Here is a 12,915-nt window from a genome sequence, read left to right as displayed (position 1 = left end):
CTTTACTTATCTTTTCGAATTAAGAAAATTAAGAACGGTCCACCAATTATAGCCATTATTGTTGATGCTGGAATTTCTAAAGGCGAAACTAATATTCTACCTAACGTATCCGCAGTCAAAATCAGCAAGGCGCCAGCTAATGCTGAAAATGGAATCAACCATTTATGGTCTGAACCTACTAACCTTCTTGAAATATGCGGAATTAATAACCCGACAAATGCAATAACTCCTGCTGTAGCAGTTGAAATAGCCGCAAGTAATACCGCTATTGCTGCAATAATCAGTCGTGCACGTGTTACATTAAAGCCTAAACTCTTTGCCGTTTTGTCTTGCAAAGTCAATAAATTGCACCAAGAAGCTAGTAGTAGGGAAGCTAGTAAACCAATCACACCATAAAATGATATTAAACTAACATCACTCCAAGTACGCATTGACAAATTAGAGCCCCCTACACCACCAACCATAACATTCATATAGCTACATATCGTAACAAATGCTTCTGTTAGACCAGTAAACATCGCATTAATAGCAATACCTACTAAAATAATTTTCAAAGGATTTAAGCCTGACTTCCATGACAACATAAATACTAAAAAACAAGCAAATGCTCCTCCAAAAAAAGCCAATAGTGGCGTATAGAAAAACATCATTGGGAATAATGTAATGACAAGTAATTGTACAAATGATGCCCCTGCTGAAATTCCAATTACACCTGCATCGGCTAATGGATTACGCATTACTGCCTGCAATAATACGCCGGCAACTGATAAAGCTGCCCCTGCAAATAAAGCGACTATAATCCGTGGGAAACGTAAATCTTTAATAACGGTGTAATTTTGATTTTCTTCACCAAAAAAAGCTCTCATAAATTCCGTCATATCCATTTTAACCGAGCCTGTAATTGCAGAATATATAATAATTACTAAAAGTAATATACTTACAACTATAAAACTACTTACTTTTTTATTCATCTGGGTCCTCTACATTTCTCATTATGGATACATAATGTTAATAAGTTCTTCTAGTGCTTGAGGTACTGCAAGCGTTGCTGTTGTTCCAAATAGCGGCTCCTTTAAATCATACACACGTCTATTTTTCACTGCGTCAAAATGCTTCCAAATATCATTCGTAACAAATTCCTCATTAAACATTTCCACAACTTGTTCAGGCATCCCATGTGACAGTCGAATAATAATATCTGGATTGCTTTGTTGTAAAAATTCGGTATTAGACGGTAAATACTCAGGCTCTTGCCCGTTCATGACGTTTTGACCTCCAGCCATTCTCACTAAGTCCCCAATATACGAATTTTCTGTTGCTACCAAATAGCTACCTGGAATACCTAGTAAAATTAAAACTTTAGGTGATTCATTTAATTCCGCTTTTATTCGAACGGCTGTAATTTTTCCTTCAAGCTCCGACACTAGCTTAGTAGCCTCAGCGGTGCGATCATATTTTTTACCAATTTCTACAATGGAAGCTTTCATATTATCAATACTCTGCAAATTGATAAACGATGCATGGATACCTACTTCCTGGAATATCCTTTTTAAATCTGCCTCCAATGTTGTCACTGAAAAAACTTCTGTTGGATTCAAGGATTTTACTATTTCCATATCTGGTGACATAGGATTACCGATTTCGGGTAAACCCTCAAATCGTTTTGGCAAATCATATGAAGTCGTAGGAATAGCAATAGCATCTAAATTCAGCGCATCTATAATTTGAGTAGCTGCAACTGTCGTTGGAATAATTCGATTTTTATCTTGTATGGCTGTATGGCTTTCATTATTTTTTTCTTCTACATTATTTTCATCTTCTCTAATTGAATTACTGCATGCCGAAAGAATGATAACAATACTACATAGCCCTATAATATGTAGCATTCTATTATATACTTTCATATCTTTTATCTTCTTTATGTCCATCCACCCCTTAAAAAAAACACCCTGCCTCTACCTAGGTGTAGTGGATGAGGGTGCTTTCAAAATATTTTAAATGATTTCTTCTTCCTTCATGCGTTTTTTGAAATTAGGAATATAAATCCACTAACACCGAACAATAAAAGCATACCGAGTGGAAAATTATCATTTGTTTGAGGATTTGCTACTTTTTCATTAACTGACGAAGGATTTGTTACTTTTTCTTTAACCGTTGAAGAACTTGTTTCACCAGTTTTTATAGCCGTGTTATTATTACTTTGTACTGTTGTGGCTACCACTGCACTACCATTTTCATTTTTCAATGACGCCGCATCCCATACAAAATCTACAGTGTATTCATGATGATAATTTAAGTCATCAATATCCACCTTCATAGTAACAGCAGTCGGTGATTTATAAGAAGGAAGTGCAAATTGGACAATACGTGTATCCTCAGCCTTATTTTCGCTAATAACTTTATTACCACCTGTACTAGATTCAAATTTCGTCATCCACGAACTATTTTTCATCTTCAGCTGTATTACCGAAGTGCCATTTTTAACGATAATTGTCCCGGGCTTCAAAAAATAATCATTTGCCATTGAAGCAGATGAAGAATTTGGTTTATTCACTTGATAATTGATTGTGTACTTCCCATCTGCAAGTGCAGCAGATGCATATAAATTTGGTGTAACTAAAATTGTTAATAATGCTACTAGCATTGAAACTAAAAATAACTTTTTGATAGTAGAACCCCCTTTTTAATTGATAATCATTATCAACACTTTATAAATAAAAAGGGATATTAAAAAATACCCCTTTTTATTCTGCGTGTTCGAGATAATATATATTGATAATGATAATCATTATCAATATATTAAATGATAGTATGTATACATTAATTTGTCAATACTAATATAAAATACATAATTTTTCCTAAACAAAGAAAGAAATAACTGCTTAGTTACGGACAGGGCTATCACCTAGGTCATATATGATGGCTAATAGATCCCTTTGCCTTATCTCATTTTTCCTTTAACCTCTTAATCCCCTCTTGTGATTAGAATTATTTAATTTTAATCACAAAGGTAAAAGCCTAACGACAAATTATAATAGTGACCCTGTAGCCATATTTTTTGACTAATGCAATTGGATCTACGAATTTTTCACAAAAGCCTTCTTCTTCGGATGCACATAGGTCAATTGCCACCATACCTTTTCTAAGGAACTTTTTCAACCACCACAAATGTACTTTCTACAGACATCGTCCTCATGAAAGACAGTATTATATTTCCCTTTATTTCGTAACTGCTTTCAGCGTCCCTCTAAAAAGTTCATTTTTAACTTCCTGAAATAAATGCTTAGATTAAAATACAAAAAAATTCCTGATTACAAAGAAAGTTTTGTACTTTCTTCGTAATTAGGAATTTCGGTTCCTGGTAGAGACCCCAAACCCTATTATTGCGGTTATACGAAATAATAGGGTTTCCTTATCGTTTTTAAAATAATCATAAAAACTATTAGATTGTAAACATGATCCTTCATAAATCATCTAGTATATTGTAAAAGTATATTCTACAATTCAATTAATTAGATTCTTCATTCGCATCTTTAGAGTAATTATACTTAGAACGATCGACTGGCGTATAATCTGTTGGCGTATAGAATCTCAATAAGTCACCATTTACGACTCTATCAGATAATTCCAATTTACGATCTGCTTTATCTTTGATAGTTTTCGCATCCTCTAATTGACTATCATCTAGCAGTAAACCTGTTTTATTATCATAATATTTTTCATTAACTGAATAAATCGAAGGGCTGACAAAACCGCCATTTCTAAATGGTACAATTTCATCATGCTCTTTTGATAATAAGTCGGAACCAAATTGCACAAATTTTTGCGTATCAATTCCCAGTAAATGTAATACCGTTGGAAGAAGGTCTGTTTGACCACCGTAAGTATGGTTAGTTCCTCCTTGCATTCCTGGAACATGTATAAATAATGGTACGCGTTGTAAATTAGCACTTTCATATGGTGTAATTTCTTTTCCAATGATTTGTTCCATCGCGTCATTATGATTATCTGAAATACCGTAATGGTCACCATAAAGAATAATCATCGAATTATCATATAAGCCTGATTCTTTTAATTGATTGAAGACTTGTTCGATTGCTTCATCTGCATAACGTGCTGTTTGGAAATAATTATCTACACTTGCATCTCCAGTATTAGCTTTATCAATTGTTACTAAGTCTTGATTCATTTTATACGGATAGTGGTTCCCTACCGTAATTAATTTCGTATAAAAAGGTTGTGGTAACGAAGTTAAAAGACTTTCAGATTGATTAAAGAATGGTTTATCTAACAAACCATATTCAGCCATGTTTTCTGAAGCATTTGTGTCAAAATAACTAGCATCAAAGAAATGTTCAAATCCAAATGATTTATAAATCTCATTTCGATTCCAGAAGCTTCCGTTATTACCATGGAATACAGCAGATGTATAACCATAATCTTTTAAAATACTAGGAGCTGCTTGATACGTATTTTGTGCTTTTGTAATATATGCAGACCCTTGTGGTAACCCAAATAAAGAATTTTCCAGCATAAATTCTGCATCGGAAGTTTTACCTTGACCAGTTTGATGGAAGAAATTATCAAAATACATTGTATTCTTATCTTTTGTTAATGAATTTAAAAATGGTGTAACTTCTTCACCGTTTAATTTATAGTTGATAAGGAAGTTCTGGAATGATTCTAAATGTAAATAGATAACATTCATTCCTTTTGCTTTACCAAAATATTGTGCATTAGGTTTAGCGTAGTTAGCTTTTGTATAGTTCATTACTTCTGTAATATCACTACTATCCGCCAAAGCTCTTTGTGAAGATGCTTTCATTGTTTCTACTGAATCATAAATCGTATAGTTATACATTCCGAGATATTTCACAATATAGTTTCTATCAAAACCACGAGATAATAATTGCGGACGGTCAGTTTCAGCTAGTCCTAAATTGAGAATTGATATTCCTAATGCTAATGCAATGACTGCCATTGCTTTTTTATTTCCTAAACGATCGGTTTCTTTTTGTATTTTTTTTGAGAATCGCAGGTAAAACATTACAAATACATCCACAAAGAACAAGATATCATAAGGCTTTAATAAAGAAAGAACACTACCACCTAAATCTCCGAAGTTCTGCGTTTGGGTAACTGTAGGTAATGTTATGAAATCACTAAAAAATCGGTAATAAACGATATTGGCATATAAAACAATAGACATCAGCGTGTAAACTACAACTAGTGATGTATATTTTCTTTTTCCTCTAAATAAAAACGAAAATCCTAGAAATAGCATTGCTGAGCCTAGTGGATTTATTAGTAAAAGGAATTGTTGAAGGAATCCTTCTACTCCTAGTTTAAATTGTGCTGTTTGAGCGATGTATGTTTTAATCCATAACATTAAAACAGCTAATAAATATATCCCTAAAAATTTATTTAATAGGTCATTTTTTTTACTTAATAAATTCTTCATTTTTGCACCTACCTTTTACTTACTTAAACTTAAATCTAGTTATATATAAACTTAGAATATAAGTATTGCATTTGAAAAAATGTTACTTCACAATAGCTTTTTTCACAGCTATTGTATACTACTCCCCATATAGACTTCTGTCAAGCTGTTAAATAGTAACACGCTTCTTTCTATTATTGTAAACCCTTTTCATAAAAACCCCCGTATATGTTATTTTTTCAACTAACATTTACGGGATATTTTAAACCATAGGAATACCTCAGTATTTATTGAATTGTTTATTTTAGTTACGAGTCACTTTTAGGACGAACGACCTTTTTAGCTTTTTTTTCAACAATAGCAATTCTAAAACATAATTTTAGTTTTAACAATTAATTTTGGTGACATAAAACTTATAATTTTGTAAGCTTTCGTTTCAAGTAAATTTAAACAAGCGTTATTGAACATTTAAGGTTAAATAACTCATGCGTAAATCTTTTGATAATAAATCGAGTATTAAACTCATATTCAGTTCATAGAAAAAGGGGATTACCATTATGGTGGATGCACTTGGTGGGGTTTTTGGTGTTCATAAATCATGCTAGTTGTTTGAGAAAATAAAAACGGCGGAAGTTCTTGTGTAACAAGAGCCTCAGCCGTTTGTTTTTCCAGAGCGGAAGTTTATACCTAATTAATATTACCTGTTGGGTATAATGTAGTTCCTCCAATTGAAACTTTTATTTCATTAGATAGTGGAACATTGTATTCATCAATAACTGTTCTCCACCAATCCCATGCAAGACCTGTACATTCTCTTGCATAAATTCTTATATTTTTTGAATTAGGCGGAAGGGGTATTACTGTAGAAAAATGTGCTGTCTTGTCTTTCCAGTTTCCATCCCAAGTTTTATGGGATAGTACTTCTTGTCCATTTTCATCAAATGAAACTTCATCCCAGGCTACTTCAAATTGAGCAACATATGCACCATAATGATCAAGGATGATTTTGCCTTTAGAATATTCTGTAGCTGTCGTCTCAATATAATCTGTATTGTTATGAACAGCAGCAATTGAATTATCCTTTAAGAAAACACTTGTATATGATATTGGGTATGCTGGATTTTTAAGACTAAATTCTGCATTATCTTGAATTATTTTTCTAATATCATTAAAGTCTTTTGAGACAACCTGATTATGCTTTTGTGAATCTCCACCTAATACTACAGCAGTAAAGGAACTTTCTTCAAAAATATCTTTATACTGCCCACTAGTTTCTACATTCGTATTGACATCCTTCAGTAAGGCTTTAAAAGCAGCTTGTACATCCTTACTCTTAGAGTTTGTTTCTAATTTCACATAAATTGTTCTGCCATAAGCTACATTTGATACCATAACGGGAGGGGCATCATTACTTACCCCTTTACGCGTTAACTCTTCAAAAGGAACGCTATCATCAAAAAGATCTGATGGATTATTAGGTAGTTCTGCACTTACCGTATAAAATATTTGTTTATATGCCGCAACCATCACTTTTTTCTCTCCACTCGCAATTGCATTAAAGTCAATTCCTAGTGAATTATCAAGAACTTGGGCGTTAACATTCAGAGCGCTTGCAATTTGAGATTTGCTATAAACCATAGATTCTGAATATTGTAGTCTTGCAGGTAAAGTATGGGTTGTTGAATATTTTTCACTCCACGTTGATACTAAATCATCTACTGCTCCAGATACATTACCATATGTTGGATTGTCCACAGTCATTGTATTTTCCCTTTTCATGCCAGGTAAATCTATGCTAATATTTAGCGGTTTTCTTTTGGCAACCAATAAACTAGGTTGATTGTCTACAAAAGCTTTGTTGGCAAGTTGTAATGCTCCTGGATATGTACGATTCGCCATAGAGTCGATAATTGAAATATCTACTGGTGAAGTTGTAAGTGACTTTTTATTACGTTCAACCACTATAAATTTATCTTTTGAGTTAATACCCTCTTTTGGGACAAAACTATCAACCTTGTCACCATTCACTGCTAAAACTTCTCTATTATCGTAGTTCAAGTTTGCGATACCAGTATCGATGTCATTAGATTTGCTTTTTTCACTAACATTAGTATCAAGTGTTTCAGCAAAGGAAATAAACGGATAATTTATGATGCATAAACTAACAGATAAACATACTAGTACTTTTATTACTTTAAAATAATTTCGAATTCCCAAAAACAACACTCCTTTTTTAGGAAATTATACCACAAAAACACCCCGTCCAAACATAGTGGCTTAGTACTATATTCAGATTGTTAAAAGTTAATAGATAGTTAATATGACACATCACGCTATCAACTTTAATCACCATAGTCGCAACACTTACGGTGATATCTTCATAGTGACGCTCCGATCAATATGTAGAATTCCCACATAAAAAGTAATTATTTAACGATGCATTAACTTTTAAGTGGTATCTGTATTTATTTCAATACTATATTTCTTAAAAAGGTTTCCAGCTACACTTCATAATCTCCGCTCCCGGACGTTCCTTTGCATTGTTGTTTATCATTTACTACAAAGCCCGCTGTTGGAAGGAGCGTGGCATCAGATTCATCCTTATTCAATGCAATGTCCACATTTCCACTTGTTGTAGTAACGTGAACCTCACTATGCAAGTCAATTACGTTACACTGCTTCTATTAATTTAGAGATCGTGCGTTTGCAGATCCTTGCCAACGACGTTACCCTCCTTTCTTTGGATTTCATTATAAAAGGTGACCCCTTGTCGGTTTCAAGGTTTCTATAAATTAATTAATAAAACTCTAAAAAAACCTTGAAGCTTACGTTACGTCATTTCGTATACTGTTAAGTAACTACTTTTTTGCAATATCTAAATAAATTAGAAAAATAAGGAGGATTAGATGAAACAGGGAGATATAATTATTTATGGATGTGTCATTATAGGTGCTGGGATTGGACTGGCTATAGATCATGCGTTTCCTGGTGTACTAATTGGCTTGGGAGTAGGGTTCTTACTTAAAACTTTTTTTAGTAAAGAAGAATAAAAGTGGAATGTAAAAACAGTTGTAACACCTGTCAGCTCTCCCACTTTGTTAATGTGTATCAACTGATCAACCTATCTTTATGTACAATACCTTATCGTTAACAGAACACTACGTCACTCCGATAACATCGGATTATTAAAACCAGCATCCAAAACAGAAGGTGGTCATTGTTTATATACAAATAATGAAATCGTATTTCAAAATCGAGTTGTAATCTGGATAATCTTTATTATTCGAGCAATTTTGTTCATCACAAGTTTTTATGTTCCAACAGAGAAAAATTCAGACTTGCCTTCTCCAAAATCAAAAAGCATGCTTTTCATTGTGGCTCTGGGGTTCACTACTTCATTAATTGAAGTAGGTATGGCATCCCCCTTATTTTGCAGCAATTGGAATAATGACTACTTCTAATCTATCATGGATGGAATGGTCTTCTATTTTAGCTGGATACAATTTTATCATGGTGATGCCTTCCCTCTTGCTGTTTCTCTTTTACCTCCTGTTTCTCGGAGGATGAAAAACCTCTTAAGAAACTTCGGGTGAAAATAGCTAATAATACGAGGGCACCCCTTTCTTGGATAATGTGTATTGTTGGAATCATCCTAATCTTCAATAGTCGGAATTACTTGTAGGACGTATCATTTATGCCTCGCATAATTGCCGATGACGCTTCGCTTTCGCGCAGAAAACATTTGCAAAAAGGCTTTTTTCCCTAGGAGTAAAAAAGCGTCTCCACTTGTTGTAGAAACGCCTCCATTACTTCAATAAAGATGTGTAATGAAAGTAATCGGGGAATACGTTCAGAAAACCTACAAACTTTCAGCTCACATTCAACCATCCATGCCTAATCTAATAAAAACATCCTCTAATAAATAGAAGAACATCGATATGTCCAAAACTTCCACAAAAAAAATATTTACTTTACCCCATAAGCAGACATTTTTTATATGAATTATACTTTGTTTAAGATGTGTAGATTTATAACTTCTAAATGACTGTTGTCGGTATTCTACAGCTCCGTGAATAATTTAACTTTGAAGATATTTTTCTAATAAAGTTAAAAAGAGCTCGATATCATCTTTGCTAAGATCACCAATGTTGGCTACCCTAAAAGAATTTAATTGATTAAGTTTTCCAGGATATATCGTTATTCCGTTAGCATATAAAAAATCATGCATTTCTTTAAAATTATAATTTTCACTTTCGGGCTCTACTATTGCTGTAATAATTTTTGAATGGTGCTCCACTGGGACGAGATATCTTAAACCAAGTCTAGAAAGACCTTCTATTAAGGTTTCCCAACATTTAGAATATCGTTCATATCTTTCTTTCACTCCCTCTGCTTTTAATTCTACAATCGCCTGTTTTAGCGCATAAATAGTTTGCACAGGTGGAGTAAAACGCATCTGTCCTGTCTCGATGAAATGGTAATATTGAGCGTAAAGATTCAAGTAATAATTTGTCGGCTTTTTTGTTTTTCCTTTTTCTAGTTCGCTTTTTTTTGCTATAACAAAAGAGACTCCTGCCATGCCCTGAAGGTTTTTATTGGAACTAGCCGCCAAATAACTTATTTTCATTTTACTCATATCAATAGGAATAGCTGCAAACGAACTCATTGCATCTACCATCATATTAATCTCATTTTCTTCACAAATGGAGCCAATCGATTCTATATCGTTTAATAATCCCGTTGTAGTTTCATTATGCACGACAGCTAGAAAAGAAACTTTTCTTGGGATGCTTTGAATGAATGACTGTAACTGATCTAAATTAATAGGTTGATTGGGTGGACTTAAAAACTCAATCCAATCCAGCTGATAAGCTTCTGCAATTTCACACATTCTTTTTCCATAGGCTCCATTATTTATGATTACTAAAACCCCATCAGTCATAACTGAACTCAAGATTGACTCCACAGCAGCAGTACCTGAACCACCGAATAAAACGGTTGTATATTGATTCTCTTCTGAAACTAAACTAGTAATTTCTGAAGTAACAAATTGCAATAATTGGCTGAAGTCATCTTCACGAGGGCAAATATCAGGTACCACTTGTGCGTATTTAACCGTATCTGTTGTAGTAGCAGGTCCGGGATTCAGTAAGATATTTCTAGTAATTTTCTTCACGGTACTCCTCCCTTTCATTATATTTCACTTTTATACGCGGTTCGAATTCTCCCTCCAACTAAGTTTTAGTCCTGGCTTCTTTATAGGCAAGATCAACCTGCTAATATGTTCAGAACAATTATTTAATAAATCTCTGTAGACGAGTTTTAATTTCACTTGGCGTTACTTTTGGGCGTCCTAGATTTTGTTTAGATCCCTTTGAGATTTTCAAATAAATAAAAGTCAGCCCTTTTGTCATTTGCCATTCCTGTATACACAATTCAAGTTCATGTAAATTATGGATATAGTATGACTTTTCATAACCGCAAGACGCTGCAATTTCGACAATATTAACATTGTGAGAAACGGTATTTTGCCCTCCAGTTGAATCGTGAACTTGATTATCTAGAAGAATGTGAAGCATATTTTCAGATTGATAGTAGCCATTTGTAGATAAGCTCCCCATTCGCATAAGGAGGGCACCATCTCCATCAATAACAACTACATCTATATCTTTTCGCGTGTGGGCTAATCCTAATCCTAAAGAACCAACACAGCCCATGGAGCCAACCATATATAGATTATGATCAGAATCTTCGACCTCATATAGTTCCCTTCCTGTTTTACCAGTTGTCGCCATTAATACTGTTTTCATATTTTTGAGTCCATTTATCACTTTTAAAGTGTCAAAACGACTTGGCAGTTCATCTACGTCCGTTTTTTCACTTTTTATCATATTTTTATGATTAAGACGTTGCTCTATCTTCAATTTCTCACTTTTAAATGTTTCTTTTCTCACTACAAAAAAGAATGATTGATTTACTTCAATCCACTTGTTAGCTTCTTCAAGCTGTTTCTTTGCCTCACTATCATCCGGAGATAAGAATTGCCATTTTATTTGCATGAGATCTAATAGTTGTGTCGTAATTTGTCCCATTAATTCATGCTGGGGTTCATCATTCAACCCGGGTTCTCCACGTAGACTAACAAACCCAAGTATAGGTATCTGAAAGGGGTAGTTTAAAGAAGTCAATGGAGAAATACAATTGGTTAGACCAGAGTTTTGCATTAAAACAACTGATTTTCTTCCCCCAAGGTATGCTCCTGAAGCAATGGCTACAGCATCACCTTCGTTGGCTGCAGCAATATATTCACACTCATTTATGGAATAATTAATAAGATTCTTTAAAAATGAACAAGGGACCCCACTGTAAAAGTCAAACCCAAGTCTTTTAAGCTCATTTCCAAATTCTTTTGTATTTAACATATCATCACTCCGTTTCGGGTTGTGATTGGTTATTAGTTGATGGCAAATATTTCTCCTCTGCTTTTTGAAGCTCTTCGACATCTTGGAGTCTAAAAATCTCTTGTACACTTACGATCGATTTCTCTACTTGAATGAGACTTTCATCTTTTAGAATTTGTTTTGAGATGTTCTGCATAGCAGTGATCGACGCTCTTAAGTTATGGTTAGCCCAGATTGCCGTACTTATTCCTACTTTTCTGAATTCATTAGTTGGGGTTGTATAATATTTTGTAGGCACAATAACCACTGGATGCCTTCCACTCCATTCCTTCATAAATGCGTCAATTTCTCTAAAATCCGATTTTTTACTATGCACAAGAATTGCATCGGCACCCGCCTTCCTGTAGGCTTCCGCACGTTTAAGGGCTTCATCTAATCCCAAGCCTGCAATAAAAGCCTCGATTCTAGCTACAACCATAAAGTCCTCATCCTCTTGGGTATCTTTCATTGCTTTTATTTTCCCGCAAAATTCTTCAATCGATGCGAGATGCTGTTTTTCTCCATTAATAAATGAGTTGGTTTTCGGAAAAATTTTATCCTCGATACAGACTCCGGCAATATCCAATTGTTCTAGTTTTCTAACTAACCTCCGAGCATTATTAAAATTTCCATATCCCGTATCCCCATCTAATAGAATGGGAATTGTTGTCGTATCACTCATAAATTCAAGTATATCTAATACCTGCGTCCATGATGCTTCATTATTATCTCTTACACCCAATGATCCTGAAATCGATAGACCACTCGCCCAAATCCCTTTAAAACCGACTTCCTCTACAATTTTTGCGGAAAGACCATTATGGGCTTCCATTAAAAATTCAAGTTTATCTGAATATATTATTTTTTTTAATTTCGTCGTTTTTTTCAATATCTCCCATCCCCTTAATCGACATATCATACTATCATATGACTAAAAGTAAAGATAAGCAGGGCAGATACATTAGAAACTAATGATTGTGAAATCAAAAATGGATATACAGGAAAAACAATCATAATGCTACTTTTCTAGTGTAG

General features: G+C 33.9%; 9 protein-coding genes, 2 pseudogenes and 1 riboswitch. Of the genes and pseudogenes, 3 read left to right on the top strand and 8 right to left on the bottom strand.

Going from position 1 to position 12,915, the window contains the following annotated elements; all coding sequences use genetic code 11:
- Window positions 1-2: 2 nt before the first annotated feature.
- From ACIPKN_RS07910 to ACIPKN_RS07890, 5 genes are all read right to left on the bottom strand, one after another.
- Window positions 3-971, bottom strand: a complete 969-nt coding sequence (locus ACIPKN_RS07910) for a FecCD family ABC transporter permease (RefSeq protein WP_400934807.1) — start codon at window positions 969-971, stop codon at window positions 3-5.
- A gap of 21 nt (window positions 972-992) precedes the next feature.
- Entirely contained in the window at window positions 993-1,904 is a 912-nt protein-coding gene (gene isdE, locus ACIPKN_RS07905; RefSeq protein WP_400934805.1) for a heme ABC transporter substrate-binding protein IsdE, read from the bottom strand.
- A gap of 110 nt (window positions 1,905-2,014) precedes the next feature.
- On the bottom strand, window positions 2,015-2,668 hold the full coding sequence (isdC, locus tag ACIPKN_RS07900; protein ID WP_400935058.1) for a heme uptake protein IsdC: 654 nt from the start codon (window positions 2,666-2,668) through the stop codon (window positions 2,015-2,017).
- 651 nt (window positions 2,669-3,319) lie between these two features.
- A riboswitch (purine riboswitch) is annotated at window positions 3,320-3,417 on the bottom strand.
- 91 nt (window positions 3,418-3,508) lie between these two features.
- On the bottom strand, window positions 3,509-5,461 hold the full coding sequence (ltaS, locus tag ACIPKN_RS07895) for a lipoteichoic acid synthase (RefSeq protein WP_400934803.1): 1,953 nt from the start codon (window positions 5,459-5,461) through the stop codon (window positions 3,509-3,511).
- Window positions 5,462-6,127: 666 nt separating this feature from the next.
- A complete protein-coding gene (locus tag ACIPKN_RS07890; RefSeq protein ID WP_400934801.1) occupies window positions 6,128-7,666 on the bottom strand; it encodes a thiol-activated cytolysin family protein in 1,539 nt (512 codons plus the stop codon).
- A gap of 680 nt (window positions 7,667-8,346) precedes the next feature.
- Here ACIPKN_RS07890 and ACIPKN_RS07885 point away from each other — a divergent pair.
- The 3 genes and pseudogenes from ACIPKN_RS07885 to ACIPKN_RS07875 all read left to right on the top strand — a co-directional run.
- Window positions 8,347-8,490, top strand: a complete 144-nt coding sequence (locus ACIPKN_RS07885; RefSeq protein ID WP_400934800.1) for a hypothetical protein — start codon at window positions 8,347-8,349, stop codon at window positions 8,488-8,490.
- 93 nt (window positions 8,491-8,583) lie between these two features.
- Window positions 8,584-8,682: pseudogene (locus tag ACIPKN_RS07880) on the top strand (MerR family transcriptional regulator); the annotation flags it as partial.
- Window positions 8,683-9,122, top strand: a pseudogene (locus tag ACIPKN_RS07875) (GAP family protein); the annotation flags it as partial.
- Window positions 9,123-9,518: 396 nt separating this feature from the next.
- Here the strand turns inward: ACIPKN_RS07875 and ACIPKN_RS07870 are convergent.
- The 3 genes from ACIPKN_RS07870 to aepX form a co-directional block, all read right to left on the bottom strand.
- Entirely contained in the window at window positions 9,519-10,616 is a 1,098-nt protein-coding gene (locus ACIPKN_RS07870) for a 2-aminoethylphosphonate aminotransferase (protein ID WP_400934798.1), read from the bottom strand.
- Between the two features lie 118 nt (window positions 10,617-10,734).
- The gene (gene aepY / locus ACIPKN_RS07865; protein WP_400934796.1) at window positions 10,735-11,862 is read right to left on the bottom strand and encodes a phosphonopyruvate decarboxylase; all 1,128 of its coding nucleotides are present in this window, start codon (window positions 11,860-11,862) and stop codon (window positions 10,735-10,737) included.
- Window positions 11,863-11,866: 4 nt separating this feature from the next.
- Window positions 11,867-12,769, bottom strand: a complete 903-nt coding sequence (gene aepX / locus ACIPKN_RS07860) for a phosphoenolpyruvate mutase (protein WP_400934794.1) — start codon at window positions 12,767-12,769, stop codon at window positions 11,867-11,869.
- Between the last annotated feature and the right edge of the window lie 146 nt (window positions 12,770-12,915).

It is taken from the genome of Lysinibacillus sp. NPDC086135, from assembly GCF_044746345.1.
GTDB lineage: Bacteria > Bacillota > Bacilli > Bacillales_A > Planococcaceae > Lysinibacillus.
This window is presented reverse-complemented; position numbering and strand designations above follow the sequence as displayed.